This window comes from Catellatospora sp. TT07R-123 (genome assembly GCF_018327705.1).
GTDB lineage: Bacteria > Actinomycetota > Actinomycetes > Mycobacteriales > Micromonosporaceae > Catellatospora.
In genome coordinates this window covers 2,814,553-2,840,329 of record NZ_BNEM01000002.1, presented here as the reverse complement: position 1 = coordinate 2,840,329, position 25,777 = coordinate 2,814,553, and the positions used below count along the sequence as shown (strand labels likewise).

28 protein-coding genes are annotated in these 25,777 nt (G+C 71.9%); 13 read left to right on the top strand and 15 right to left on the bottom strand.

Going from position 1 to position 25,777, the window contains the following annotated elements; genetic code table 11:
* Positions 1-30 precede the first annotated feature (30 nt).
* Together Cs7R123_RS32355 and Cs7R123_RS32350 are read right to left on the bottom strand one after the other, a co-directional pair.
* A complete protein-coding gene (locus Cs7R123_RS32355; RefSeq protein WP_212832197.1) occupies positions 31-534 on the bottom strand; it encodes a hypothetical protein in 504 nt (167 codons plus the stop codon).
* Positions 535-633: 99 nt separating this feature from the next.
* Positions 634-1,920, bottom strand: a complete 1,287-nt coding sequence (locus Cs7R123_RS32350; protein WP_212832195.1) for a hemolysin family protein — start codon at positions 1,918-1,920, stop codon at positions 634-636.
* A gap of 472 nt (positions 1,921-2,392) precedes the next feature.
* Between Cs7R123_RS32350 and Cs7R123_RS32345 the strand changes: the two genes are divergently transcribed.
* From Cs7R123_RS32345 to Cs7R123_RS32330, 4 genes are all read left to right on the top strand, one after another.
* A complete protein-coding gene (locus Cs7R123_RS32345; RefSeq protein ID WP_212832193.1) occupies positions 2,393-2,836 on the top strand; it encodes a hypothetical protein in 444 nt (147 codons plus the stop codon).
* A gap of 20 nt (positions 2,837-2,856) precedes the next feature.
* Positions 2,857-4,056, top strand: a complete 1,200-nt coding sequence (locus Cs7R123_RS32340; RefSeq protein WP_212832191.1) for a hypothetical protein — start codon at positions 2,857-2,859, stop codon at positions 4,054-4,056.
* Positions 4,053-5,174, top strand: coding sequence for a S8 family serine peptidase (locus Cs7R123_RS32335; protein ID WP_212832189.1), 1,122 nt, complete (start codon positions 4,053-4,055; stop codon positions 5,172-5,174). The genes Cs7R123_RS32340 and Cs7R123_RS32335 overlap by 4 nt, the downstream gene beginning before the upstream one ends.
* A 214-nt stretch (positions 5,175-5,388) precedes the next feature.
* Positions 5,389-7,482 carry a sorbosone dehydrogenase family protein gene (locus Cs7R123_RS32330; RefSeq protein WP_212832187.1) on the top strand — a complete coding sequence of 698 codons (2,094 nt, stop codon included), beginning with the start codon at positions 5,389-5,391 and terminating at the stop codon, positions 7,480-7,482.
* 32 nt (positions 7,483-7,514) lie between these two features.
* On the opposite strand, the gene Cs7R123_RS32325 is transcribed toward Cs7R123_RS32330, so the two are convergent.
* Positions 7,515-8,420: a metallophosphoesterase gene (locus tag Cs7R123_RS32325; RefSeq protein ID WP_212832185.1), complete on the bottom strand. Its 906-nt coding sequence runs from the start codon at positions 8,418-8,420 to the stop codon at positions 7,515-7,517.
* A 139-nt stretch (positions 8,421-8,559) separates the two neighbouring features.
* Positions 8,560-8,982, bottom strand: coding sequence for a DUF350 domain-containing protein (locus tag Cs7R123_RS32320; RefSeq protein ID WP_244872278.1), 423 nt, complete (start codon positions 8,980-8,982; stop codon positions 8,560-8,562).
* A gap of 58 nt (positions 8,983-9,040) precedes the next feature.
* Between Cs7R123_RS32320 and Cs7R123_RS32315 the strand changes: the two genes are divergently transcribed.
* Together Cs7R123_RS32315 and Cs7R123_RS32310 are read left to right on the top strand one after the other, a co-directional pair.
* Complete coding sequence (locus Cs7R123_RS32315) at positions 9,041-9,397, top strand: hypothetical protein (RefSeq protein ID WP_212832183.1); 357 nt, start codon at positions 9,041-9,043, stop codon at positions 9,395-9,397.
* Complete coding sequence (locus Cs7R123_RS32310; RefSeq protein WP_212832181.1) at positions 9,397-10,569, top strand: glutathionylspermidine synthase family protein; 1,173 nt, start codon at positions 9,397-9,399, stop codon at positions 10,567-10,569. The genes Cs7R123_RS32315 and Cs7R123_RS32310 overlap by 1 nt, the downstream gene beginning before the upstream one ends.
* A 10-nt stretch (positions 10,570-10,579) precedes the next feature.
* Here Cs7R123_RS32310 and Cs7R123_RS32305 read toward each other — a convergent pair whose 3' ends face one another.
* Positions 10,580-11,224: a DJ-1/PfpI family protein gene (locus Cs7R123_RS32305; RefSeq protein ID WP_212832180.1), complete on the bottom strand. Its 645-nt coding sequence runs from the start codon at positions 11,222-11,224 to the stop codon at positions 10,580-10,582.
* Positions 11,225-11,326: 102 nt separating this feature from the next.
* On the opposite strand from Cs7R123_RS32305, the gene Cs7R123_RS32300 reads away from it, so the two are divergent.
* Together Cs7R123_RS32300 and Cs7R123_RS32295 are read left to right on the top strand one after the other, a co-directional pair.
* Positions 11,327-11,911, top strand: a complete 585-nt coding sequence (locus tag Cs7R123_RS32300) for a TetR/AcrR family transcriptional regulator (RefSeq protein ID WP_212832179.1) — start codon at positions 11,327-11,329, stop codon at positions 11,909-11,911.
* The gene (locus tag Cs7R123_RS32295; protein WP_212832178.1) at positions 11,908-12,390 is read left to right on the top strand and encodes a GNAT family N-acetyltransferase; all 483 of its coding nucleotides are present in this window, start codon (positions 11,908-11,910) and stop codon (positions 12,388-12,390) included. The genes Cs7R123_RS32300 and Cs7R123_RS32295 overlap by 4 nt, the downstream gene beginning before the upstream one ends.
* Before the next feature lie 37 nt (positions 12,391-12,427).
* Here Cs7R123_RS32295 and Cs7R123_RS32290 read toward each other — a convergent pair whose 3' ends face one another.
* The 5 genes from Cs7R123_RS32290 to Cs7R123_RS32270 all read right to left on the bottom strand — a co-directional run bounded on the left by Cs7R123_RS32290 (position 12,428) and on the right by Cs7R123_RS32270 (position 16,683).
* Positions 12,428-13,249 (bottom strand): hypothetical protein, encoded by an 822-nt coding sequence (locus tag Cs7R123_RS32290; RefSeq protein WP_212832177.1) that lies wholly within the window; start codon positions 13,247-13,249, stop codon positions 12,428-12,430.
* A 79-nt stretch (positions 13,250-13,328) separates the two neighbouring features.
* Positions 13,329-13,862: a GNAT family N-acetyltransferase gene (locus tag Cs7R123_RS32285; RefSeq protein ID WP_244872277.1), complete on the bottom strand. Its 534-nt coding sequence runs from the start codon at positions 13,860-13,862 to the stop codon at positions 13,329-13,331.
* 17 nt (positions 13,863-13,879) lie between these two features.
* Positions 13,880-15,019, bottom strand: a complete 1,140-nt coding sequence (locus Cs7R123_RS32280; protein WP_212832176.1) for an LCP family protein — start codon at positions 15,017-15,019, stop codon at positions 13,880-13,882.
* Between the two features lie 56 nt (positions 15,020-15,075).
* Positions 15,076-15,714 (bottom strand): FMN-binding negative transcriptional regulator, encoded by a 639-nt coding sequence (locus tag Cs7R123_RS32275; protein ID WP_212832174.1) that lies wholly within the window; start codon positions 15,712-15,714, stop codon positions 15,076-15,078.
* 12 nt (positions 15,715-15,726) lie between these two features.
* A complete protein-coding gene (locus Cs7R123_RS32270; protein ID WP_212832172.1) occupies positions 15,727-16,683 on the bottom strand; it encodes a DMT family transporter in 957 nt (318 codons plus the stop codon).
* Between Cs7R123_RS32270 and Cs7R123_RS32265 the strand changes: the two genes are divergently transcribed.
* A complete protein-coding gene (locus Cs7R123_RS32265) occupies positions 16,682-18,088 on the top strand; it encodes a PLP-dependent aminotransferase family protein (protein WP_212832170.1) in 1,407 nt (468 codons plus the stop codon). The two genes, Cs7R123_RS32270 and Cs7R123_RS32265, sit on opposite strands and share 2 nt — an antisense overlap.
* Positions 18,089-18,722: 634 nt before the next feature.
* Here Cs7R123_RS32265 and Cs7R123_RS32260 read toward each other — a convergent pair.
* Positions 18,723-19,193, bottom strand: coding sequence for an aminoacyl-tRNA deacylase (locus tag Cs7R123_RS32260; protein WP_212832168.1), 471 nt, complete (start codon positions 19,191-19,193; stop codon positions 18,723-18,725).
* A 67-nt stretch (positions 19,194-19,260) separates the two neighbouring features.
* Here Cs7R123_RS32260 and Cs7R123_RS32255 point away from each other — a divergent pair, with 67 nt between their 5' ends.
* Positions 19,261-20,061 (top strand): GNAT family N-acetyltransferase, encoded by an 801-nt coding sequence (locus Cs7R123_RS32255; RefSeq protein ID WP_212832166.1) that lies wholly within the window; start codon positions 19,261-19,263, stop codon positions 20,059-20,061.
* Between the two features lie 39 nt (positions 20,062-20,100).
* On the opposite strand, the gene Cs7R123_RS32250 is transcribed toward Cs7R123_RS32255, so the two are convergent.
* Together Cs7R123_RS32250 and Cs7R123_RS32245 are read right to left on the bottom strand one after the other, a co-directional pair.
* A complete protein-coding gene (locus tag Cs7R123_RS32250; RefSeq protein ID WP_212832164.1) occupies positions 20,101-20,337 on the bottom strand; it encodes a hypothetical protein in 237 nt (78 codons plus the stop codon).
* Between the two features lie 63 nt (positions 20,338-20,400).
* A complete protein-coding gene (locus Cs7R123_RS32245) occupies positions 20,401-21,072 on the bottom strand; it encodes an SDR family NAD(P)-dependent oxidoreductase (RefSeq protein WP_212832162.1) in 672 nt (223 codons plus the stop codon).
* 101 nt (positions 21,073-21,173) lie between these two features.
* Here Cs7R123_RS32245 and Cs7R123_RS32240 point away from each other — a divergent pair, with 101 nt between their 5' ends.
* Positions 21,174-21,419, top strand: a complete 246-nt coding sequence (locus Cs7R123_RS32240; protein ID WP_212832161.1) for a DUF2630 family protein — start codon at positions 21,174-21,176, stop codon at positions 21,417-21,419.
* Between the two features lie 178 nt (positions 21,420-21,597).
* Here the strand turns inward: Cs7R123_RS32240 and mctP are convergent, their stop codons facing one another.
* Together mctP and Cs7R123_RS32230 are read right to left on the bottom strand one after the other, a co-directional pair.
* Positions 21,598-23,244: a monocarboxylate uptake permease MctP gene (gene mctP / locus Cs7R123_RS32235; RefSeq protein WP_212832159.1), complete on the bottom strand. Its 1,647-nt coding sequence runs from the start codon at positions 23,242-23,244 to the stop codon at positions 21,598-21,600.
* A gap of 1 nt (position 23,245) precedes the next feature.
* Positions 23,246-23,473, bottom strand: coding sequence for a DUF3311 domain-containing protein (locus Cs7R123_RS32230; protein ID WP_212832158.1), 228 nt, complete (start codon positions 23,471-23,473; stop codon positions 23,246-23,248).
* Between the two features lie 238 nt (positions 23,474-23,711).
* Here Cs7R123_RS32230 and Cs7R123_RS32225 point away from each other — a divergent pair, with 238 nt between their 5' ends.
* Positions 23,712-25,055 (top strand): lamin tail domain-containing protein, encoded by a 1,344-nt coding sequence (locus Cs7R123_RS32225; protein ID WP_212832156.1) that lies wholly within the window; start codon positions 23,712-23,714, stop codon positions 25,053-25,055.
* Positions 25,056-25,132: 77 nt separating this feature from the next.
* Positions 25,133-25,738: a hypothetical protein gene (locus tag Cs7R123_RS32220; protein ID WP_212832155.1), complete on the top strand. Its 606-nt coding sequence runs from the start codon at positions 25,133-25,135 to the stop codon at positions 25,736-25,738.
* The last annotated feature ends 39 nt before the right edge of the window (positions 25,739-25,777 follow it).

The window sequence follows — 25,777 nt, the reverse complement described above, 5'->3', positions numbered from 1 at the left end:
GACCGTCGCCAGTGGAACTCTGCGGCAGTCTCAGGGCGTGAGCTCGGCCGAGAACGCGGCCAGCACGCTGCCGTCGGCGGCGTACGCGGTGAGCTCGCCCGCGGCCAGGTTCGCGCTGCGGAACGAGAACCCGCGTTCGCCGAACATGTCCACGATCGGGATCAGCCGCCGGGCGCCGCCGGGCGCCGACCGGTACTCCAGCCGCGCCACCGCCGGGTCGACCACGCCGTTGACCCGGGCCTTCGTCTTCTCCCGCACGATGCCGAACCGCACCGCCGCCCCCTGCGCCGCCGCCCCGTGGGCCGCGTCGGCGCAGGTCGCCTCGGTGCGGCAGAAGTAGAAGTAGCGCGGATTGGCGGTGTCGGTCTGCGCGTACGGCTTGAAGGTCGGATCGGCGCCCGCCGGCAGCGGCAGCACCGCGAAGCAGGCCAGCACCGCCGCCATCGCCGTCGCCGCACGCAGCCACACCCGCCCGCGCCGCCGCGCCGTGCCCACCGCCAGCGCCGCCGCCCCGCCCAGCCCGGCCAGGCCCATCACGTTAAGGCTCCGGTGCCCGGCCCCGGACGGCCTAGATCTATGTCTGCGGTCGGAAGACGTCTTCCTGCTGCGTCTTCCGACCGCAGACGGCGATCACTACACCGACTCGTGCCGCTCCCGGTCGACGGCGCGCAGCCGTATCCGGGTGATGGTGTGGCCGGTCACCTCTACGACCTCGGCGGTCAGGCCGGGTGCCTTGATGGTCTCGCCCGGGGCGGTCGGGATGTGGCCGAGCTTGTCCAGCACGAGGCCGGCGACGGTGGTGTAGTCGACCTCGCCGAGACGGTCGTCGTCGATGCCGAGGTCGGGCAGGTCGTGCAGCGGGAACGAGCCGGGCACCAGGAAGACGCCCTCGCCCTCGCGCACCGCCGACTCGACGTCGCGGTCGGTCTCGTCGTAGATCTCGCCCACGACCTCCTCGACCAGGTCCTCCATCGTGATGATGCCGTCGATCGAGCCGTGCTCATCCACGACTAGGGCGAACTGCTCGCGCTGGTGGCGCAGCTTGCGCATGGCGTCCGACACCGACTGCGTCTCGGGCAGGAACAGCCCCGGCCGGGCCGCCTCGGCGGCGGTGCCGTCGCTGTTCAGCAGGTCGCGCAGGTGCACCACACCGACCGTGGAGTCCAGGCCGCCCTCGCCGACCACCGGCGCCCGGGTGTGCCCCGACTCGGCCAGCACCCGCAGCGCCTCCTGCGTGCTCAGGCGCCCCGGCAGGGTGAACACGTCGCGGCGCGGCACCATGATCTCGCGTACGTCCCGCTCGATGATCTCGAACGCGCCGGAGATGATCTCCCGCTGCTGCGCGGTGAACCCGCGCTGTGCCACGACCAGGTCCCGGATCTCCTCGGCCGAGATCTCCTCCCGGCCCGCCCTCGGGTCGCCGCCCGCGATCCGCACCAGCAGGTCGGTCGACTTGCCGAGCAGCCACACGAACGGCCGCGACGCGGTCGCCATCCAGTTCAGCGGCCGGGCCGCCAGCAGCGCCCAGCTCTCGGCCCGCTGCATCGCGATGCGCTTGGGCGCCAACTCGCCGATGACCAGGGTCAGGAACGTCAGGATCAACGTGACCACGATGATCGAGACCGCTTCGGCCGCCTCGCCGAGGAACGACAGCGGCTTGTACAGCGGCTGGGCCAGCGAGGTCGCCGCGAACGCCGAGGCGAGGAAGCCCGCCAGCGTGATGCCGATCTGAATGGTGGCCAGGAACCGGTTCGGGTCGCGCGACAGGCGGGCCAGCACCCGGCCGCCGCCCGAGCTGCGCTCCAGGCGCTGGATCTGCGACTCGCGCAGGGAGATGAGCGCCATCTCGCTGCCCGACAGCGCGCCGTTGATCAACATCAGGACAAGCACCAGCAGTACCTGGGTGCCGTAGCCGCCCACAGGCGTTCACTCCTCGGAAGGTGAGTACGAAGCCTCAACCGTAGTCGGCCCGCGCCAACCGGTCGGCACCGCGCCACCCGTCCGGCCGCCGCCGACTACCCGACCGGCCCCGCCAGGCGTTCTCCGGCGTTCTCCGGTTGGGAGCTTGTGTCATTTTCGGGATGTATGTGTTGAAGTGGCGTGTGTCGGGCGTCGGTGACGTGGGCGGTACCTGCGACCAGAGCGGACGGGTCACCCCGACGGGTGGAACCGCCAGCGGCTTTCGTCGCGATGTAGCTGCCGGGTTGAGCCGGCCGTTTCCTGGAGGCTGCAAAAAGGGGTGGACAGGAAGCGGAACTAGGAGTGAGCTGTGAGTCCGGGCAGGACGGTTGAGCCACCGTCCTGCCCTACTCGTACCCCGGGATTCTGCCTGTGGGTAACGGTTCCTGCCTGTGGACAACATCGACGCTGCCGTTTGAGTTCGATACGCTCCGTGCTGATCCATGGAGGCGGGGAGGATCTCATGGGCAGCGGGGGAAGCCCCAAGGTATCCGTAGACCTCGGCGAACTGCGCATGTTCGCCGACGTACTCAAGGCTGACGTCGACCGGGGGCTGCGGCCGGGGGTGGCGAAAGCCGACCAGGAATTGCAGAACGGGCTGCGCTTCGGCGCGCACACGGTAGGTGGCGAGGTCATCGCCAGCCGACAACTGGTCGCCATGGCCCTGAACCGAGCGAAGGCCAACGGTGCACGCCAGGTCGAGGCGGCAGATGTTCTGGCACAGGCTATGCAGCAGGTCCTCGAGAACTACTCGAACGCGGACACTCACTCCGCCGGGCAGATCGATGCCATTGAGAAGACACTTTTGGATGCCATCGTAAGGGCGAAGCTCATACTGCCTTCGGTCACTGAGCCTCACCGGAGCGAGATCGCATGAGTGATCAAAGGCGAGCCGTCGTGGCGCCCCTGAACGCTGCTGTGATCAAAGGCGAATTCGTTGCCCCAGTCCGCACAGTTTTCACAGAACAGCCCGAGATCCAGGCGGTTTGTACTTTCTGGGGTGCATTCGATGTACCCCGGATGTGGGACTCTGTTCGGACCGAGGACGATCCCGACGCCTGGAAGCAGGTGCAGGGATGGGAGAGCCTCGGTCAGCTGCTCGCTGAGCATCACGACCGACTGGCGGGCATGCGCAACAGCCTCATTGAGGTGTGGGATCCAGCGCGTTCTCGCGCGGCGGACGAGTTCTTCAAGTTTCTGGACAAGCTGATCGACACGATGGGCGAGAACGCTTACGCATCAGTGGGCAATGCACGTGGACTCGACGGTGTGCTTACAGCGCTGAAGACGGCGAAGGAGAAAGTGTCTCCACTCAAGGAGCAGTGGGACAGCGTGACTTCGGACTGGCTGCCCGAGTGGTGGGATCACGCGGCGGGGAAGCTCAACGATCAGGCCCGCCAGGCCATGACCGATGCTGAGACGGCGGTGGCCGACCACCGTCGCCGTATGATCATTCCTCAGCCGTACGAGTTTCGCGAGGCGCAGTCCAGGCCTCGTGATGAGGACGACGATGACGACGACTCGCCGCACGGCGGTGGTCCTGAGACGCACCGGATTGGCAAGCCCGCAGGTCCGCCTCCTGTCCCCGGGCACCACCCGGTGATGCCCGGGAGCCCTGAGCTGGAAGGCCTACCGGACCCAGTACCGGCAGTGCCCGGTTCGCCGGTCTCCGTTCTCCCCGTGCCGCCCGGCAATCGTTACGCGCCAGGCGGTGGTGCATATGTGTTGCCCGGACCTGGCGTCGGACGTGGCGGCTGGATCGCGCCTATGCCCTCGCCTGGTGGCCTTGGGTCCGCGCAGGCTGGTGCCACAGCTGGCAGAGGCGCCGCCGGAACGGGCATGATGCCGATCGCCAGTCCGGTCGGTGGGCCCGGTCAGCAGGGTGCCCGTGGATCTGGTCGAGAGGGTCGTAAGGATGTCATCTGGCAGGTGGGCCAGGGCGTTCCGCCTGTGATCGAGGGTGCGCCGCGCGACCCTGGTCCGGCCAGCCGCGACGAGATGGCCGCAGTAGATGAAAGCTTTGTCGACTGGTTCGCAGGTGTGGCGACCCCGTGGAGCGATGACCTTAAGGTGAAGATCACGAGGCGGGCGGAATGACTTTCGTATTTGCGTCATTCCGCTCGCGCATCTGGGCGGCCGCGATTGTGGTGCCGATCGCGTTGAGCCTTTCCGCTCTCGGCTCTCCTGCTGCGGGAGCAGACAAAATCTCCGATGGCCAGTGGTACCTGAACTATCTCGATGTTTCTGCTGCGCACAAGATCAGTCAAGGTGAAGGTGTTCGGATTGCGGTGATCGACACCGGAATCGATCCGAACCATCCCGACATCCGAGGCTCGGTGGAACCCGGGGTTGATGTCAGGCAGTTCCCTGCGTCCGGCGACGGACTGACCGACGATGACGGCCACGGCACCTCCATGGCCAGCCTGATCGTCGGCCATGGCCGGATTCGGGGTATTGCTCCGAAGGCCACCGTGGTCTCGTTGAAATACGCGGACTCGGTTTCGAGTTCGCCGACCGCCATGGGTAGCGCGATCAACTGGGCCGTCGAGCACGGCGTTAAGGTGATCTCCATTTCGGCGGCTCATGTAGACCGTGACCTGGTTCTACAACAGGCTGTGGAGAAGGCGATCCTTCAGGACGTGGTCATCATCGCCTCTGCGGGCAATAAGCCGGAGAAGTCGGCGATCGAGTACCCCGCTGCCTTCCCTGGTGTGGTGGCCGTGTCCGGAATCGGCTCGGACGGGCAGCTCTGGTCGAGTTCCGTGACCGGGCCCGAGGTGCTCCTGTCGGCGCCGGCGAAGGGGATCAGCACTGCCTGGCGGGACAACCGGCGTGTGGTCACGGACGGCACCTCCAACTCGGCTGCCATCGTCGCGGGAATGGTCGCCCTCATCCGGGCCAAGTATCCGACGATGCCTGCTACCGAAGTCATCCGTCGGCTGATCAGCACCGCAACCGATAAGGGCCCAGCCGGACGAGACTCAGCCTACGGATTCGGCGTGCCGAATCTCGTCGCGGCCCTCACCGCACCGGCAGTCAGTGCATCGGCAGGGAGGTCCGTCGCCCCCAGTCAGATCGCGCCAACCCGGATCGACGCACCCGGGGCCGAGTTCCCGCTGCGGACGGCACTCTTCTTGGGCGGGGGCTGTCTGACGATCGTCATTCTCGCGGTTGGGCTCGTGGTGATGGTTGTTCGGCGGCGTAGGCCCGAGTGAATCTTGCAGTTTCGGGGAAAGTGCTGGAATTCGGGCGAGGATTCGTGCAGTTTCCCCGAAAGTGCACGCACGCAGGGAGCTCGAGTGCGGAGGCGGTCCCGAGGGGGAGTGATGCGTCCGGGATGTGCGGCGTGTTGGGGGCATAAGTCCGAAATGTGGCGTGTAGCCTGGCGCGGTTGTCAGCACCCCCGCGCTGATGGAGATCACGCCGATCATGAATTCCCGAAAGGTCGCCCTCGCTGGTGAGGCGGCCCTGCTCACGTTGGTCATGGCCGCCGCCGGAGTGGTGGCGCTGGTGCGCCCCGCCGCCCCGGCCGGGCCGGTAGACCTGTCCCCGCTCGCGCCGACCATCAGCGAGCCGAGCACCGACGGCCAGCTGGTCAGCGGTGCCGATCTGCACATGGAGGCGCAGCCGTTCGCGGACCCGGACGTACGCGACGAGCACCGCTGCACCGACTGGGAGGTGTGGACGGTGCCCCCGGCGCAGGCGGAGCGGGTGTGGGCGTCGGAGTGCATCACCGGCGCCCAGCGACTGCACGCCCACCTGGGCGACGGGGTGTTCCAGGGCTCGCTCGCGGGCGCCGCGGAGCTGCCGCCGACCACGGCGTTCGAGGTCCGCAGCCGCCACCGGGACAGCAGCGGTGATCCGCGTGCGGAGTGGGGCCAGTGGTCGGTGCGTACGTTCCGGACGGACGCGCAGCTCAAGCCGCTGCCGGGGGCGCCGATCTGGCGCACCTTCCAGGATGGGTACGTCGTGGAGGAGGTGGCGTCGGGCTTCTCGCTGCCGGTGAACATCGCGATGGTGCCCGCGCACGGGTCCGCGCCGAGCAAGCCGATGTTCTACGTGACGGAGCTGTACGGCCAGATCAAGGTGGTCCGCGGCGACTTCACCGTCGGGACGTACGCGAAGGATCTGTTGAATTTCGACCCGCGCGGCCGGAAGGTGCCCGGTGACGGTGAGATCGGCCTGACCGGCATCGTGGTGGAACCGGCCAGCGGCGACGTGTTCGCCTCGATGCTGTACCGGTCGGGCTCGGGCGCGCACTTCTATCCGAAGGTGGTCCGGTTCCACAGCGACGACGGCGGGTTCACGGCGGCGAAGGCGACGACGGTGCTCGACATGAAGGACGAGGCACAGGAGGCCTCGCACCAGGTGTCGAACCTGACGATCGGGCCGGACGGCAAGCTGTACGTGCACATGGCCGACGGGTTCGAGCCGAAGACGGCGCGCAGACTGGATTCGTTCCGGGGCAAGGTGCTGCGGATGAACCTGGACGGCAGCGCGCCGGAGGACAACCCGTTCTACGACGCCAAGGACGGGATCAAAGCCAAGGACTACGTGTACGCCTCGGGCTTCCGCAACCCGTTCGGGGGCGCCTGGCGGGCCGCCGACGGCCAGCACTACTCGGTGGAGAACGGCCCGTCGGTGGACCGGTTCGCCCGGGTGACCCGCGGTGCCGACTACGGGTGGTATGCCGGTGACAGCGCGATGCGCAAGAAGGCGCTGTACAACTGGGGTGTCGCGCACGGGCCGGTGAACATCGCGTTCGTGCAGCAGGAGGGCGGGCAGTCGGCCGGCTTCCCGAAGGACAAGCTCGACCACGCGTTCGTGTCCGAGAGCGGCCCGACGTACGCGACGGGGCCGCAGGTGCGCGGCAAGCGGATCGTGGAGTTCGTCTTCGACGGCGACGGCGAGGTGGACGACCCGAAGACGCTGGTGGAGTACAACGGCAACGGCAAGGCCAGTGTCGCGGGCCTGGCGGCCGGGGCCGACGGGCTGTACTTCACGGCGCTGTACCCGGACGATCTGAAGGACGGGCCGTACGCGGCGAAGGCGAAGATCTACCGGGTGCGCTATGCCAGCGAGGCCGGGGCGGCGCCCAGGCCGGTCAAGCTGGACCCGAAGCTGTGCACCGACGACGAGCTGTCGGTCACCGCGGTGCCCGCGCGGACCAGCCTGGACGCGGGCTCGCCGCTGGCGGTCACGCTGAAGGTGAAGAACTCGTCGAAGCGGACCTGCTCCCGCGACATCGGCGCGGACCTGCAGGAGCTGCGGCTGCTCGACGGCGAGCAGCGGGTCTGGTCCTCCGACGACTGCGGGGCACAGCACGGCAACCAGCTGGCGAAGTTCGCGCCGGGCTACGAGCGGGTGTTCCAGGTGGTGTGGAACGGCCGGTCGAGCACCGAGTGCGTACGCAAGAACCGCCACCGGATCCCGGACGGCCCCGTTCCGGACGAGGGCAAGTATCAGCTCGTCGGCCGGATCGGCTCGGACCGCAGCAGGCCGGTGACCATCACCCTGAAGTAGTCCGCCGCTGCCGCTGACCGGGGACGCCCCCGTCAGTGGCAGCGGCCGGTGCCGGTGTCGGTGAAGGTGCTGCCAGGCTGGGCCACGAACGCCCAGTCGTACCCGTCGGGGTGCAGGGCCAGCTTGAGCACCCCGAACGAGCGGTCGTCGCGCGACTCGGAGTTGGCGGCGACGGCGTCGGGGAAGCGGTAGAGCGAGGCGCCGCCCGTGCCGACGACGAACTCGCGCACCCCGGCGGCGTCGTCGCGTATGCCGTCGGGGTTCTGCGGGGCGAAGCGCTCGTAGTTGTGGTTGTGCGCGGTGACCAGGACGTCGACGCCGTGCTCGTACAGCTCGCGGAAGGCGGGCAGCAGGCGCTGCTCCGGCGGGTGCATGCCGCCCGAGGTGAAGACAGGGTGGTGCCACATCGCGACCGTGCACCGCGCCTGCTCCTGCTGGAGCGTGCGGTGCAGCCACCGCGCCTGTGGCCCGCGGGCCGAGCAGTCCACGACGTCGCAGGTGGAGTTGAGCACCAGCACCAGCCAGTCGCCGACCCGGTAGGAGTACCAGCCCTGGCCGGGCGTCCCGGCGGCGGCGCCGAAGTAGTCGTAGTACGGCGCGCCGCCGTCGGTGAGCAGGTCGTGGTTTCCGGCGGCGGGCCGGGTGCGGTCGCGGTGGCGCCCCCAGTACGGCGCGTAGCACTGCCGGAACTGGCTGCGCGAGCCCGACATGTACGCGTTGTCGCCCAGCGTGAACACCGTGCCGGGGATGCCGTCCAGCAGCTTCGCGGTGATCTTGTCGCCCTTGCTGGTGCAGCTGCCGATGTCACCGGCCCCGACCAGCACGGTCGGCTGCGGTTCGCCGGACCCGGCGGCGAACACCAGCGCCCCGGCGGCGAGCACCGCCAGGGCGACCGGCACCAGACGCAGGACCAGTCGCGGATTCAGCGGCGGCAGCACCGCCCGATTATCCCGAAAGATGACGTTATCGCTGGTGGCGCCATTCGTGCAGTTTCGGGGAAAGTGCACGAACGGCGGCCAAGATTCCTGCACTTTCCCCGAAACTGCACCCACGCCCCACGGGGGCGCGGAGGCGGGCTCAGGAGATCGAGGCGCAGACGATCGCGGCGACGGCGACGTTGGTCGCGGCGCTGACCCAGACCGCCGGGTGCGGCTTCGCGTCGACGAGGATCTCGCCGAGCCGCCCCGGTGTGACGAGATCGACAATCAGGAACGCCACGGCCATCAGCACCATCCCGAGCACGCCGAACACGGCGGTCGAGAACAGCCCGACCAGCAGGTCGTCGTACGTGGTGATGATCGAGGTGAAGCAGATCGCGCCCACGCCGACAAGCGCTGAGCTGAGGAAGATCGAGGCGTTGGCGTTGCGCTCGGTCCAGATCTGGTGGCGCAGCCGACCCGGGGTCAGCAGATCGACCAGCAGGAATCCGCCCAGCAGGAGGGCCACGCCCACGGCGGCGAAGGTGGTCGCGGCGACCAGTCCGTGCAGTACGTTCGTCACGGCCGCAGACCGTACATGATTACCGCCAACTTGCGTCAGCCTTGTAGCCTGCCCGCTCATGACGTCCACGAGGAAGAAGCGCAGGTCGAAGGTGGTGCGCCAGCAGCGCCGCCAGGCCGGCCTGGGCCTGGTCGCCGGGTCGCCGCGGCCCAAAACGGGCATCAAGCGGTCCCAGTATGTGACCTTCGGCGTGGTCGGCGCGCTGGCGCTGGCGTGCTGCGGGTGGGGAGCGTTCGGCCAGAGCCGCGAGTGCGTGGACGCCACCAAGACGGTCGTGGACAAGTCCCGGTGCGAGCGGGGCGGCACCGGCGCCCGGTGGTACTACGGCGGCTCCAGTCGCGGCACGGGCAGCAAGGCGACCGGCGGCTCGTACGAGCGCGGCGGCTTCGGCGGCCGCTTCTTCGGCGGCGGCTGATGCGCCGCGTCGCCTGCGCGCCCCGTGAGGGCTGGCGCGAGACGGTCGAGGAGCAGGGGCTCGTGTACGCGGTCCCGCGCGGCCAGGACGACCTCTACTGGGACGAGTCGGCCTACTACGAGTTCACGCTGGCCGAGGTGGAGGCCCTAGAGGAGGCCGTCGCCGACCTGCACGAGATGTGCCTGGACGCGGCCGGGCACGTCGTGGCGTCCGGCCGGTACGCCGACCTGGGCATCACCGACCGCCGGGTGATCGAGCTGATCGAGCGCTCCTGGGCCCGGCGGGACACGGAGATCAGCCTGTACGGCCGCTTCGACCTGCGCTACGACGGGTCCGGCCCGGCCAAGATGCTGGAGTACAACGCGGACACCCCGACGTCGCTGCTGGAGGCGGCCGGGCCGCAGTGGTTCTGGCTGGAGCAGCTGCATCCGGGGTGCGACCAGTGGAACTCGCTGCACGAGCGGCTGGTGGCGGCGTGGCGCAAGCACGCGGCGACCCTGCCGCGCGGTCCGGTGCACTTCGCGTACACGCTGACCGACGAGATCGGCGAGGACATGATGACCGCCGCGTACCTGCAGGAGTGCGCCGAGCAGGCGGGCCTGCACGGGACGCTGCTGCCGGTGGAGGAGATCGGCTGGGACCCGGCGCTGCGGCGGTTCGTCGACGAGCAGGACCGGACCGTCAACACGATCTTCAAGTTGTACCCGTGGGAGTGGCTGGTCGCGGACCGCTTCGGCGGGTACGCGCTGGACCTGGCGCTGGCCGGGCAGGGGCCGGCCTGGATCGAGCCGCCCTGGAAGATGCTGCTGTCGAACAAGGCGCTGCTGGCGATCCTGTGGGAGCGGCACCCCGGGCATCCGAACCTGCTCCCGTCGTACCTGGACGGGCCGCGCGAGCTGTCCGTGTTCGGGTACGTGGAGAAGCCGCTGCTGGGCCGGGAGGGCGCGGGCGTGCGCATCGTGACGCCGGGCCACACGGTCGGCACGGCGGCCGAGCCGGGCGAGCGGCTGTGCTACCAGGCGTTCCACGCGCTGCCGGACTTCGGCGGCAACCGGACGGTGCTGGGCGCCTGGGTCGTCGACGGCGAACCGGCCGGGCTGGGCATCCGGGAGACGGCCGGGCTGATCACGGACACGACGGCCCGCTTCATCCCGCACCTCATCCGCGGCTGACCCGCCCCGGTCAGGGGAGGGTCTCGCTGCGGAGCAGGGTGGTGGCGTGGGTGATCGCCTCGGGGGAGGCGGTCGCCGGGGAGCCGGTGGTGAACGGCGGCCGCGGGTCGTATTCCAGCGCGAGCTGGATGCTCTCGGCGACCTCGGGGCCGGCGACGAGGATGGCCAGTTCGAGGGCCATGTCGATGCCCGCGGAGACCCCGGCGGCGGTGATGACGCGGCCGGAGCGGACGACCCGGCGCGGCACGTAGGTCGCGCCGTACGCGGCCAGGGCGTCGTGGGCGGCCCAGTGGGTGGTGGCGTCCAGGCCGTCGAGCAGCCCGGCGGCGCCGAGCAGCAGCGCGCCGGTGCACACCGAGGTGGTCCAGGTGCTGGTCGCGTGGGCGTTGCGCAGCCAGTCGAGCAGGAGCGGGTCGTCGGCGGCGGCGTAGGTGCCGTGCAGGCCGCCGGGGACCACCACGATGTCGGGCTCGGTCAGGTCGGCCAGGCCCGCCTCGGCGGTCATGGTCAGCGCGCCGGTGTCGGCGACGACGGGTCCGGCCCGGTGGGCGAGGAATACGACCCGGGCGTCGGGCAGGCGCGAGAGCACCTCGTACGGCCCGACCGCGTCCAGGGCCGTGAATCCCGGGTAGAGCAGCACCCCGATTTTGGTCATTCATCCACTATCGCCCGCCTGGACAGGTGCTGCTGGCACTGTTAGCGTAACGCGTGTTACGTAACAAGCGTGATGCAACAGCTGATGCGACGGAGGTGCGCGATGCCCCGCCAGGTCGACCACGACCAGCGCCGGGCCGAGCTCTCGCAGGCGGTGTGGCAGGTGGTCGGCGAGCGCGGGCTCGACGGGCTCACCCTGCGCGCGGTCGCCGGGGCGGCCGGCTGCACCACCGGCCGGGTGGCGCACTACTTCGCCGACAAGGAAGCGCTGCTCGCGCACGCCCGCGACATCATGCACCGGCGCATGACCGAGCGCATCGAGGCGCTGCCGACCGGCACCGGGCCGCGTGCGCGGCTGCGGGCGGTGCTGCTGGAAGGGCTGCCGCTCGACGCGGAGCGGCTGCTGCTGACCACGGTGTGGGCATACTTCCTGATCGCCGCGCACAGCAGCGCGATGCTGCGGGCCGAGCACGACCAGCGGCACGCCTCGTGGATCGGACGGCTGACCGGCCTGCTGCGCGCGGCGTACCCGCAGCCCCCGGCCGACCTCGACCTGCGGGTGCGCGGCCTGGTCGCGCTGCTGGACGGCCTGGCCGTCTACGCCGTCACCACGCCGCACACCTACCCGCCCGAGCTGCTGGTGCGCACCCTGGACAACCACCTGGAACTGCTGGGAGTCATGCCATGACCGTGAACTGGCCGACCGTGGACGAGCTGACCGTGGACGAGCTGACCGTCGCCGAGACCTCGGGCACCGACCCGCGGGTGGCGCCGCTGGTGGCGGCGATGAAGGCCGAGATGGACCTGCGCTACCCCGAGGAAGTCGGGCTCGACCACCCGCAGGTGCTCACGGATGCGGTGTTCCTGCTGGTGCTGGCGGCCGGGGAGCCGGTCGGGACCTGCGCGGTGCAGTTGCTGGGCGCCGAGGCCGAGCTCAAGCGGATGTATGTGCGCCCCGACCAGCGCGGGCGCGGCGTCGCCGGGCGCCTGATGCGCGAGGCCGAAGCCGTGGCGCGGCGGGCCGGGTGCGCGCGGTTCAAGCTGGAGACGGGTGTACGCCAGCCCGAGGCGATCGCGGTCTACGAGCGCGCCGGGTTCGCCCGCATCCCGAACTACCCGCCGTTCGACGGCTGGGAGCTGTCGGTCTGCTTCGCCAAGGACCTGTGACCGGCCCGCCGAGCGCGGCCGGGGCGGCCGTGGCCGGTCAGGCGACCACGGCCACGCGCACCTGGTCGGGCAGTCCGACGTGCGCGGCGATGATCTGCGAGGGCACGCCCCCGGCGCGGCACTCGCGCACCGCCTCGTCGCGCAGGGCGGTCAGCCGCCCGGCGTTGTAGTCCAGCGCCCAGGCCAGCTGCGCCATCCGCTCCAGCAGGATGCTGTCGGCGTCCGACGGCGGGTGGTGCTCGGCCGCGGTCATCGCCGCGCGGACCTCGTCGACGGTCACGCCGGCCAGTTCGGCGACGGTCGTCTCGGGCCAGCCGTGGTGGCGGGCCAGCACCGCCGCGTACAGGATGCGCGAGGCGTCGTTGGCGGCCTGCAGGCCCTCGACGAAGCGCAGCCAGTGCGCGCAGTGGGCCACCCGTTCGGTGGGCCCGTCGGGCAGGTTGCGTTCCAGCCGCACCGCGGGCAGCAGCCGGGTGGCCTGGTCGTACGCGCGTTCCAGCAGTTCGTGCAGGTCGGCGACGACCTGCTGGTGCTGGTAGAGGTCCTGCTCGGTGCCGGGGGCCTCCTCGGCGCCGTAGGCGTGGCGCAGGCCGGTCCAGTCGACGATGGTCGCAGCGCGGTGCGCGTGGGCGCGGTGGCCGCAGATCACCTCGGCCACGTCGGCCGGGGACCAGCCGCTGCGGCGCACCAGCGACGCGGCGGCCTGATCCCGGGCCAGCAGTGCGCGGCGGTACTGCTGGCGGAGGTTGAGGGTGAGGGTGCACACGTCGAGCGCGCTCTGGTCGACGTCCTGGTAGTCAAGCAGGTCGACCTGCCGCCCCAGCTCCGGCACGCAGATGTCGGCGATAGGGTTGGTCATGCCACCGACCGTAACCGAGCGTGTGCACGCTGCCTACGTTTAGTGCTGGTCGGGTGACATTGCCGACCCGCGGAACCGGTCAAAGCGCCTTGATCAGCAGTTCGAACTCCAGATCGGTACGTTTGGGCAGCCCGAAGCGCGGATCGCCGTACGGGAACGGGTAGCGCTGCCCGGTCCGGCGGTAGCCGCGCCGCTCATACCAGGACAGCAGTTCGGGGCGCTGCACCAGCACGGTCATGTGCAGCTCGGGCGCGGTCCATTCCTGCCGGGCCAGCCGCTCGGCCTCGGCCAGCACCGCCCGGCCGATCCCGCCGCCCTGCCGGTCGGGGCGCACCGAGAACATGCCGAAGTAGGCATATCCCTCACGGCGCTGCACGTGGCAGCAGGCGACCAGGGCACCGTCGCGTTCGAACAGCAGCACCCGGCCGTCCTCGGCGCCGACCATCCCGGCCACCGCGTCGGGGTCGGTGCGCTGCCCTTCGAGCAGGTCGGCCTCGGTGGTCCACCCGGCCCGGCTCGACTCGCCCCGGTACGCCGACTCGACCAGCGCCACCACCGCGGGCACGTCCGCGGTGGTGGCGCGACGGATCTGCAACTGTCTGATCGTCTCCACCCGATCAAACTACCGAATCAGGCTCGTGGATCGACGTTGACCAGCTTCGGATGCGTCTTCACCCAGCCGGCCAGCTGATCCTTGCGCAGCGCCGCGAAGTACGACGCCTGCACCGAGTCCAGCGCCTCACCCTGGTACTTGCCGCCCGTGTAGACGCCGTGGCCGGGCAGCCCGACCAGGGTGATGGCGGCCGGGGTCAGCTTGCGCAGCGCGTACGCCCAGGCTGAGGGGGTGTGCCCGCGCCCGTCGAACACCATCGTCTTGCCCAGCGCCTGCAGGATGGCCTCCAGCCGGCCGGGGCTGGTCAGCAGGTCGCCGCTGAACGCCCTGGCCGCCATCGCCTTGATGAGCTGCCGCTGGTGCCGCTGCCGGGTGTACTCGCTGCCCGCCGTGTAGCGCTGCCGCCCGTAGTCCAGCGCCTGCCAGCCCGTCATGTGCATGGTGCCCACGTTGTAGGTGGCCTGCGGCCCGCTGTAGCCGTGGCTGCACCCGCCGCAGGAGGGCCGCAGCTTGCCGTCGGGCGCGCGGTGGATCGAGACGATCTTCTGGTCGACGTAGATGTCGACCCCGCCCATGGCGTTGATGAGGTCGCGGTATCCGGTGAACGTGACGACCGCCCCCGCGTCGAACCGCGCGATCCCGGTGTACCCGCTCACCGCCTTGGCCATCAGCTGGAACCCCTGCGCCATGTCGAACCGGCCGGTGCCGGGCACCCGCGCCCCGAACGTCATCGCGTGGGTCAGCTTGGTGTGCGCCGTGCCGCCGTAGTTCGACGGCTTGAACGCGGGCACCCGCACCACCAGGTCGCGCGGCAGCGAGGTCAGCCACGCGCTGCTCAGGTCGGCGTTGACATGCATGATCATGACCGCGTCGCCGTGCGCCGGCCAGCTCTTCTGCGCCTCGCGGGTGTCGACGCCGACGATCAGGATGTTCAGCGGGCCCTTGATGTCCGATCCGGCGGGCGGGGTCGGGCTCGCGCTGGGGCTCGGCGAGCCGGGCGCCGACGGGGACGGGGTGTCGCTCGGGCCGAACAGGTCTGCCTGCGGGATCGCGTCGTCCACATGGGAGCGCAGCATCGACACTCCGGCGTACGCGCCGCCGCCGAGCAGGACGACGATCACACCGATGATCAGCAGGAGACGGGTGGAACGGGTCATCGGTCTTCCTCCAGGGGGTGCGCCGGGGGACGGCGCGGAGGTCAGGGGCCTCGACTTTAACCATCCGCTCCCGCGCGGAACACCCCCCGCACCGCCTCGGCCGCCGCGTGCTGCCCGGCACCGTCCAGACCGGACGCCACGCCGCGCAGGTCGGCGTCGGAGCGGTTCTGGCTCAGCTTGAACTTCGCCTCGACCCGCGAGATCACCAGTTCCACGCCGACGATCGCCCGCAGCTGGCCCTCCACGTACGCCGCCGGGGCGTCGTCGACCGACCAGGGGTGCTCGCGGCCGGCCTCGTGCCGGTCGGTCAGCTCGCGCACGAGCGCCCCGGTCCAGACCGGGTCGTCGTGCACCACCAGTTCGCCGTAGACGTGCGCGGTGACGTAGTTCCAGGTGGGCACGACCCGGCCGTGCTCGGCCTTGGCGGCGTACCAGCTCGGGCTGACGTAGGCGTCGGGGCCGCGCACGATCGCCAGCGCCTGCCCGAGCACCGGCAGGCGCCACTGGTCGTTGTTGCGGGCCAGGTGGCCGCGCAGGCGGCCGTGCGGCAGGTGGGCCGGGCGGTCGAACAGCATCGGCAGCAGGGTCGCGACCGGGCCCTGCTCGGTCGCGGTGACCAGGTCGACGGCGCCGATCCCGGCCAGCAGCTCGGCCACGGCCGCCTCGTCGGCGGCGAAGTGCGCGGGAATGTACACGGCTCGCTCCTCTCAGGGCGTCGCCGCGACCGGCGCGGGCGCGGCGGGCGCGGCGGGTGGCGCGGCGGCGCGGGTGCGCTGGGTCAGGGCCACGCAGGCCAGCACGGCCAGGGCCGCAACGATAGCGGCCGGGCCGACCGGCTCGCCCAGCAGCAGCGCCGACCACAGCAGCGTGAGCACCGGCTGCGCGAGCTGCACCTGCCCGACCCGGGCGACGCCGCCCCGGGCCAGGCCCGCGTACCAGGCGAAGAAGCCCAGGAACATGGAGACGACGGTGACGTAGCCGAACCCGGCCCAGGCGGTCGCGGCGGCGTGCGGCGGGTGCGCGAGCGCGGACAGCGCGGTGACCGGCACGGTGACGGGCAGCGCCACGATCAGAGCCCAGCAGATGGTACGGGCGCCGCCCAGCTCGCGGGCCAGCGCGCCGCCCTCGGCGTACCCGAGCCCGCACAGCAGCACCGCCGCCAGCAGGTACAGGTCGGGCAGCTCGACCGTGCCGCGCACCGCCCCACCCGCGACCAGGAAGCCCAGCACGGCGACCAGCCCGGCCGACGCGGCCAGCCAGAACGCCCGGGGCGGCCGCTCGCCCGCGCGCAGCACCGCGAACACGGCCGTGGCGGCGGGCAGCACGGTGACGACGACGGCGCCGTGCGCGGCGGTCTGCGCGGTCAGCGCCAGCGACGTGAACAGCGGGAACCCGACCACTACGCCGAGCGCTACCACGGCCAGCCGCCGCCACTGGGTAGCGGTGGGTCGGGGTGCGCCGGTAACGCGCAGGTACGCCGAGGCCAGCAGGCCCGCCCCGACGGCCCGCCCGAACGCGACGAACCACGGATCGAGCTCGTGCACGGCCAGCTTCGTGGCAGGCAGCGACATGCTGAACAGGACCACCCCGAGCGCGCCCAGCAGCAGTCCGCCGGTCGGGACCGCTACCGTATCGGCGACGATAGCGCTACTCTTGCTCTTCATGAACAACGGTAACGCAGTGCTCCGCGTTATCCAAGATCTGCGCGACCGGGCGGCCGCCGCCCGCCCCGGCGCCCAGCTCCCCTCGGTACGCGAGCTCACCGCCCACCACCAGGCCTCGCCGGTCACCGTGGCGCAGGCGATCCGGCAGCTCGCCGCCGAGGGCGTGCTGGACGCCCGGCCCGGCAAGGGCACCTACGTGGCCGCCCGCCCGGCCCGCGCCCAGGCCGCCGACCTGGCCTGGCAGACCGTGGCGCTGGGCAGCGCGCCCGACGGCGAGCGCGAGATGCAGGAGCTGCTGGCGATCCCGCAGCCGGGGGCGATCAGCCTGTCCAGCGGATACCTGGAACCGGGGCTGCAACCGGTCGCGGCGCTGGGCGCGGCCCTGGCACGGGCCGCCCGCCAGCCCGCCGCCTGGGCGCGCGGGCCGGTCGAGGGGCGCGAGGACATGCGCGCCTGGTTCGCCCGCGAGGCCGGGGCCGGGCTGCGCGCCGACGACATGGTCATCTGCCCCGGCGGCCAGGCCGCGCTGTCCACGGCGCTGCGGGTGCTCGGCCGCCCCGGCGACGTGCTGCTGGTCGAGTCGCCGACCTACCTCGGGGCGCTGGCGGCGGCGCGCGCGGCCGGGCTGCGGGTGGTGCCGGTGCCGGCCGACGCCGACGGCGTACGCCCCGACCAGCTCGCCACCGCGTTCGCCCGCACCGGCGCCCGCCTGTTCTACTGCCAGCCGCTGTACGCCAACCCGCACGGCGCCACGCTCAGCCCCGACCGCCGCACCGCCGTCATGGACGCGGTCCGCGCCGCCGGGGCGTTCCTCATCGAGGACGACTACGCCCGCGACCTGGCCATCGAGGGCGACCCGCCGCCCCCGCTGGCCGCCGACGACCCCGACGGGCACGTGGTCTACCTGCGCTCGCTGACCAAGTCGGCCGCGCCCGGCCTGCGGGTGGCCGCGATCGGCGCCCGCGGCCCGGCCGGGGCGCGGCTGCGGGCCGGACGGCTGCTCGACGACTTCTTCGTCTCCGGGCCGTTGCAGCAGGCCGCGGTCGAGTTCGTCACGGCGCCCGCGTGGGGCCGCCACCAGCGCGCCCTGCGCACCGCGCTGCGGACCCGCCGCGACGCGCTGCTCGACGCGATCCGCCGCCACCTGCCCGCGGTCACCCCTGTCGGCGTCCCGCGCGGCGGCCTGCACCTCTGGGTACGCCTCCCCGACGGCACCGACGACGTCGTCCTCGCCGCCAGGGCCGCCGCCGAGCAGGTGATCGTCTTCCCCGGCCGCCCCTGGTACGCCGCCGAGCCCCCCGCCCCGCACCTGCGCCTCACCTACGCCGCCGCCCCACCCGACCAGCTGGAAGAAGGCACCCGCCGCCTATCCCGCACCCTCCCCACCCCACCCCCACCTGGTTGATCATGAACTTATGGCCGTGTTCGACGGCGTGTCACACCCCCACCACCGTGATCACCTCTATCCGCCAGCCCGCCAGCCCGCCAGCCCGCCAGCCCGCCAGCCCGCCAGCCCGCCAGCCCGCCAGCCCGCCAGCCCGCCAGCCCGCCAGCCCGCCAGCCCGCGGGGCGGGTGCGTGTCGTGCGGTGGGTGCCGGTCCGGAAGCGCGGTCTCGCGCGCAAGATCGCTGTCTCCGGTCGAAACCGGCAGGAAAACGGCGCCGTTGGACCGCAAGCGGCGATCTAGGCGAACCGCGCGGGCCCGCAGACTCCCTCCCGCCAGGCGCGGGCCTCCGCTGGTGGCTGCAGTTTCGGGGAAAGTGCAGCTAAGGCGGCCAAGATTCGTGCAGTTTCCCTGAAACTGCAGCCGACCGAGGGCGAGCGGCGAGGCGACGCGAGGCGGGCGAGGCGAGGCGAGGCGGCGGTGGGCGGCGAGGCGGGGCGCAGGCGGGATGCGGGTGGGGTGCGGATCAGCGGGTGATGGGTGGGGTGCGGGTGAGCAGGTGGTGGGTGGGGTGCGGCTCAGCGGGCGGTGGGTGGGGTGCGGGTGAGCAGGTGATGGGTGGGGTGCGGGTGAGCAAGCGGTGGGTGGGTGCGGGTCAGCGGGTGGGTTCGGGGTCGGTGAGGTCGGCGAAGGTGCCGGCGAGGCCGGTGACGGCCGTGTCGGCGTCCACGGCGACGGCGACGCCGCGCTCGCCCGCGCCCAGCGTGATCTCCCGCCCGCGCAGCCGCTCGTCGGCCAGCACCGGCCACGCCTTCGCCGCCCCGTACGGCGTGATCGTGCCGCGCTCGTACCCGGTGGCGTCCTTGGCCTCGGCGGCGTCGGGCAGGGACAGGCGGTTGACGCCGAGCAGGGCCCGCAGCTTCGGCCACGAGATCACCCGGCCGCCGGGCACCAGCACGAACAGGTAGTCGCCCGCGCCGCGCCGCACCACGATGGTCTTGACGACGTCGGCCACCTCGACGCCCCGCGCGGCCGCCGCCTCGGCGAGGCTGCCCACGGCGCCATGTCTGATCACCCGATGGGCGATCCCGGACGAGACGAGCGCGTCGAGCGCCGAACCGGTCATGTGCGCACCCTACCGGCCGGAACGACGGGTGCCCGTGACGGCCGAGCGGCCGCACTACCCTGAGTACGTGCCCACCGTGCGCCCGGCGACCGCGGCCGACCTGCCCGGCGTGCGCGCCGTGGCCGCCCGCTTCGGCAACCTCTGGCCGAGCCGCCCCGACCATCTCGACCGCGAGCTGGAGACGGGCCGGCTGTGGGTGGGCGAGCGCGGCGGCCTGGTCGTCGGATTCGGGGGTACGACCGCCCGAGGCGCCCTGACCCACCTGGCCGACCTGTTCGTGCTGCCCGAGCACCAGTCCAGCGGTGTCGGGCAGGCGCTGTTGGCCCGGCTGCTGCCCGCCGGCGCGCCCCGGATCACGTTCGCCTCATCCGATCCGCGCGCGATCGCCCTGTACACCCGGCTGGGCCTGCTCCCGCGCTGCCCGCTGCTGTACCTGCGCGGCGTACCCGGCGCCCTGCCGCCACCGCCCGCACCCGCCCGCCCGGCGACCGCCGCGGCCGTGGCCGACCTGGACGCCCAGGCCGCAGGCGGCGCCCGCCCCGCCGACCTGGCCTGGTACGCGGCCCTGCCCGGAGTCACCGCCCACCGGGCCCGGGACGGCTACGCGTTCGCCCGCGCGCTGCCCGACGCGGTGCTGATCGGGCCTGCGGGCGGCGCCACGGCACCTGACTGCGCGGCCGCGGTGCTCGCCGCGCTGGCCGCGCACCGCGAGCTGCCCAGCGCCCGGCTGACCGTGTTCGGGCCGAACCCGCTGCTGCCGCTGCTGCTCGGCCACGGCTTCACCATCACCGACGTCGACCTGTGTGCCGCCAGCGTCGCGGACCCCCTGCCGTACGACCGCTACCTGCCACATCCCGACCTGGGCTAGAGCAGGTCGCGACCGCTACCGGCCGCACCCCGATCTGGGCTAGAGCAGCTTCACCGCGGTCCCGGTCATCACGCAGTGGGTGTGCTGGCCGGTGCTCAGCAGCGTCTTGACGTCGACGATGCCGTCGGCTTCGAAATGGGTGGCCTGGTAGACGAGCTGCTGCACCAGCTGGTGCACGCTGGTGCCGCCCAAACTGCTCAGGGCACCGTCCGCGAACACCAGTCCGCGCACTTCGAACGCGCGTCCGCCGAGGTCGGGCAGGGTGGAGATGAGCACGGGATACCTCCGGGAAGCAAGCCTGGTTCGTCGGCTGGATTGTGGCGTACGGGCGCCAGCGCGTCAGACGAGCAGCTGCGAGCCGCGTACCGCCGCGGAGTCGGGCGAGCACAGCCAGGCCACGGTCTGGGCGATGCGCTCGGGCGGGGTCCAGCCGCCCCGGTCGGCGCCGGGCATCGCCGTGCGGTTGGCCGGAGTGTCGATCACTCCGGGCAGGATCGTGTTGACGCGCACCCCGTCGGCGGCGTACTCGGCGTGCAGCGCCTCGGCCAGGCCCAGCACCGCGGTCTTGGCGGTCAGGTAGCCCGCCGCGCCGGGGAACGGGTGCCGCACGGACTGGCTGGACACCAGGACCAGCGCGCCGCCGCCCGCCGCGACCAGGTGCGGCAGCGCGGTCTGGCTCACCAGGTATGCCGGGCGCAGGTTCAGCCGCAGCATCCGGTCGAACTCCTCGACCGGCGTCTCGTGCACCCGCCCGCCCATCGCGAACCCGCCGACCAGGTTGACCACCGCCCGCAGCGGCCGCTGCGGGTCGGCGGCGGCCAGTTCGGCGCAGCGGGCCGCCGCGTCCGGGTCGGTGAGGTCGGCGCGCACCCCGACCAGGCCCTCGCCGGCGTCCGGGGCGGGTTCGGACCGCTGGGGCAGCACCACGCGCCAGCCCGCGGCCAGCAGCGCGGTCACGACCGCCCCGCCCAGCCCGCCCGTGCCGCCGGTGACCAGTGCCGTCGCGCCCATGCCCGCTCCCTGCCGATCGTGAGGTCGGGCGGCCGCCCGCACCCATCACAGCACACGCGGAACGGCGGCGCGGCCGTACCGCAGCGTGGAAGGCTGGGAGCATGAACGAGAAGCAGATCCTCGACCGCATCGACGCGCTCGTGGCCGAGGAGCACCAGCTGCGGGCCAGGCGGGTGGCGGGGTCGATCGAGCCTGAGGTCGAGTCCGCCCGCCTGCGCGACCTCGAACAGACCCTCGACCAGTGCTGGGACCTGCTGCGCCGTCGGCGCGCCCGCACCGACGCGGGCGAGAACCCCGACGACGCCAAACCCGCCGACATCGCCCAGGTCGAGAGCTACCTCCAGTAACACCCCGCCTGCGGGAGTGCAGTTTCAGGGAAAGTGCACGAATTCAGGGACGGATTCCTGCACTTTCCCCGAAACTGCACGGCTGCTGCGTCATACACGAGACGGCGACCTCCGGGGAGGAGATCGCCGTCTCGTGCCGGGAGCCGCGCCGGGCCGCGCGGCTGACCGGGAGGGAGGGTCAGGCCACCGCGACCGGCTCGCCCTCGTCGACGACGTCGCCCCGGCGCGGGGTGTCCTCGTCGGCGAAGTAGTCGGCGCGGGTGGTGGCGTCGATGCCGTCGGCGACCTTCGCCGCCCGCAGCACCAGGGTGAACAGGACCGCGACGAGCAGGTTCACCGCTACGGCGACCAGCCCCGCGTAGATCGTCATGGGGGTGTCGAAGCCCAGCTTGGACAGCGGGAACGCCGATCCGGCGAAGTGCGCGCGCCCGGTCGCCGGGTTGGCGACCTGGTAGAGCATCCACATGCCGAAGCCCATGCCCGCGACCCAGCCCGCGATCAGCGCGCCGCGGTGCAGCCAGCGGGTGAACAGGCCCAGCGCCACCGACGGCAGCGTCTGCAGGATGATCACACCGCCGATGAGCTGGAGGTCGATGGAGAACTGCGGGTCGAGCAGCACGATGCAGCCCAGCGCGCCGACCTTCACCACCAGCGAGGTCACCTTGCTGACCTTGGCCTCCTGGGCCGGGGTGGCGTCGCGGTTGAGGTATTCGCGGTAGATGTTGCGGGTGAACAGGTTCGCTGCCGCGATCGACATGATCGCCGCGGGGACCAGGGCGCCGATGCCGATGGCCGCGAACGCGATCCCGGCGAACCAGTCGGGGAACTGCTGGTCGAACAGGAGCGGCACGATGGTGTTGGTGTCGACCGAGCCCGGCTTGGCTCCGGCCAGCGGCTTGACCTTGGCCGCGATCGCGGCGAAGCCGAGCATCGCCAGCAGGCCCAGCAGCAGCGAGTACGCGGGCAGCGCCGACATGTTCCGCTTGATCACGTCGCGGTTGCGGGAGGCGAGCACGCCGGTGACCGAGTGCGGGTACAGGAACAGCGCCAGTGCCGAGCCCAGCGCCAGGGTGACGTACTGGAGCTGGTTGTTGGCGTTGAGCAGCAGGCCGTCGCTGGGGGCGGGGCTGGCGTCGTACTTGGCCTTGGCGGCGCCGAAGATGGCGTCCCAGCCGCCGAGCTTCGCGGGCAGCCAGAACACCGCGACCAGGATGACGATGTAGATCAGCGCGTCCTTGACGAACGCGATGAGCGCCGGGGCGCGCAGCCCGGACTGGTACGTGTAGGCGGCCAGGATCGCGAAGGCGATGATGATCGGCGCGTGCCGGGCCACGGTGGACTCGCCGGTCACGCCCATCGTCTTGAGCACCGCCTCGATGCCGACGAGTTGCAGCGCGATGTACGGCATGGTCGCCACGATCCCGGTGATCGCCACCAGCAGCGCCAGCGTCGGCGAGCCGAACCGGGCGCGGACGAAGTCGGTCGGGGTGACCATGCCGTGCCGGTGCGCCACCGACCACAACCGGACCAGGACCAGGAAGAACATCGGATAGATGATCACGGTGTACGGCACCGCGAAGAAGCCCATGGCGCCGGCGCCGAACACCAGCGCGGGCACGGCGACGAACGTGTACGCCGTGTACAGGTCGCCGCCGACCAGGAACCAGGTGATCCAGGAGCCGAAGTTGCGGCCGCCCAGCCCCCACTCGTCCAGGTGCTCCATGGTGGTGGGGCGCCGCCAGCGGGCGGCGACGAAGCCCATCGCGCTCACGCCGACGAACAGCAGCGAGAACAGGATGATCTCGGTGAGATGGTCACGCCACATGTCAGCGCCTCCGGGTCATCCGGTAGACCAGCGTGGTGGTGCAGACGCCGACGGCGATGTACGCCAGCTGCTGCCAGTAGAACCGCGGGAAGCCCAGGAAGGCCGGGCCGGCCGTGTTGAAGAACGCGGGGATCAGCGGCAGCACGATGGGGACGAGCAGCAGCCAGTTCCACGGGCTGTGATCGCTGCGGGAGCGGTCTGGCAGCGCGTCGGGTGCGGGTTCACCCATGGGGGTCTCCTAGCCGGACGGGATCGACGGTGCCGGGAGGATACGCAGCGCGCGAGCGCCGTGTGCCCCTAACGGCCGCCGACACGCGCCGAACGGTGTCATCGGTGCGCTGAACGGCTGATGCCTGCTTAGGCAACCAGTGGCACATCATCGCCTTATGTAGTCATACCAATGCAGAAAGTAACCTTCGGACACCGGGTCAGTTGAGCGCACCAGGGACGCGGGTCGAGGGGGACACATGCGGCACGGGGCGCGGACACTGGCGGGACTCGGCCTGGTCGGCCTGGGCGCGGGCACGGGAGCGCTGACCGGCACGCCCGCGCTGGCGGCACCCGGCGACATCGTGATCAGCCAGGTGTACGGCGGCGCCGGCAGTGCCGCGGCGGCGTACCGCCAGGACTTCGTCGAGCTGTACAACCGCTCGCGGGTGCCGGTGTCGCTGGACGGCTGGTCGGTGCAGTACGCCTCCGCCCTCGGGATCAGCTGGCGGCTCACCGCGCTGTCCGGCACGCTCGACCCCGGCCGCCACTACCTGGTCGCCGAGGCCGCCGGGGTCGGCGGTGCCGCGCTGCCGACTCCGGACGCCACGGGCGTGATCAGCCTCAACGCCGTCGCGGGCAAGGTCGCCCTGGTCGCCGGGACCACCCGGCTGTCCTGCCTGGGCTCCTGCCACGACGCCGCGGGCGTGGTCGACTTCGTCGGGTACGGCGACCGGGCCGGCGACTGGGAGGGCGGCGGCCCCACCCCCGACCTGGATCGCGTCACCGCGGCCGTACGTGACGACGCGGGGGCGGGCGACACCGACGACAACGCCACCGACTTCACCACCAGCCCGCCCGACCCGCGCGACAGCGCCGACGGCGTCCCGCAGCCCCCGCGGTCCGAGGCGGACCTGGTGGTGGCGGTCGTGGACACGCCCGACCCGGTGGCGGCGGGGGACAAGCTGCTCTACACGATCACGGTCCGCAACGACGGCCCGCAGGCCGCGCGCCAGGTGCGGCTCAGCGACGCCGTGCCGGTGCAGACGGCGCTGCTCGGCTTCAGCGCCCCCGACGGCTGGGCCTTCTCGGCGCCCCCGGTCGGCAGCGGCGGCACCGTCACCGCGACCCGCGACGCCGTCGCCGCGGGCGAATCGGCGACGTTCACCCTCACCGTGGCGGTCGGCGAGGCGGCGCTGGGCACGATCACCGACCGGGCGCAGGTCACCGCCCTCACGTCCGACGGTGACACCGTCGACAACACCGCCGTCGCCGCCACGCCGATCGCGGTAAGCACGCCGTCGTGCACCATCACCGGCACCGGCGGCCTGGACCTGCTCACGGGCACGTCCGGCGCGGACGTGATCTGCGCGCTGGGCGGCGACGACATCATCTCCGGCGAGGGCGGCGACGACGTCATCTACGGCGGCCCTGGCAGCGACTTCATCGACGCGGGTCCGGGCGCCGACACCGTGTACGGCGAGGACGGCGGCGACTTCATCGACGCCGTGGACGACGTGGCCGGCAACGACACCGTCGACGGCGGCCCCGGCTTCGACCTGTGCGGCACCGACAGCGGCGACGTCATGTCCGCCTGCCCGTAGCCGGGCCCTTCGCGCGGGGCATCGCGCGGACGCCCCGCGTGAGATCATCTCGCCCTACGCGCGACGGTGGAGGGGCGATGCTGCACACACGGCTTCCGGTGGCCTGGGTACGCGCCGGGCACGGCATCCCGACGGTGTGCAGCCGGCACGGCCTGCCCGCCACGCTGCGGGCCCACACGGGGTTCGAGTCGTCGCCGCCCGGCTGGACGTACGCCACGATCCCGCTCGGCCTGTTCCTCTTCTTCATCGTCCGGGCCGCCACCCGCAAACGGGTCGAGGCGCCGGTGTGGCACTACTGCGACCGCTGCCGAGCGCTGCGCCGCAACGCACGGGCGGTGTTCGGCTCGGCCACCGCTGCCGGAGTCGGGATCATGGCAGCCGGGTTCGCCCGCCACGTCGGCGATCCGGGGATCCTGCTGTTCTCCCTGGGCCTGCTCGTGGCGGTCATCGGGTATTTCGGCCTCACCCGTACCCGGCTCGCGGTCATCGCCCAGGGCGCGGTGACCCAGGACGGGCAGTGGGTGACCGTCGCCAGGCCGGCCGCCGAGTTCGCCGCGCAGGTCGACGCCGCCTACCGCCAGGCCCAGGCCCAGGCGCAGGCGCAGGCGGCGGCCGTGCCCGCGGTGCCGCAGGCGTCCTTCGAGGAGCAGGCGCGCCAGTTGCTGCGCGAACCCGGCCGCTGATCGGCAACCAGGCCCGATCTGGTCTTTGACCAGGTCAGA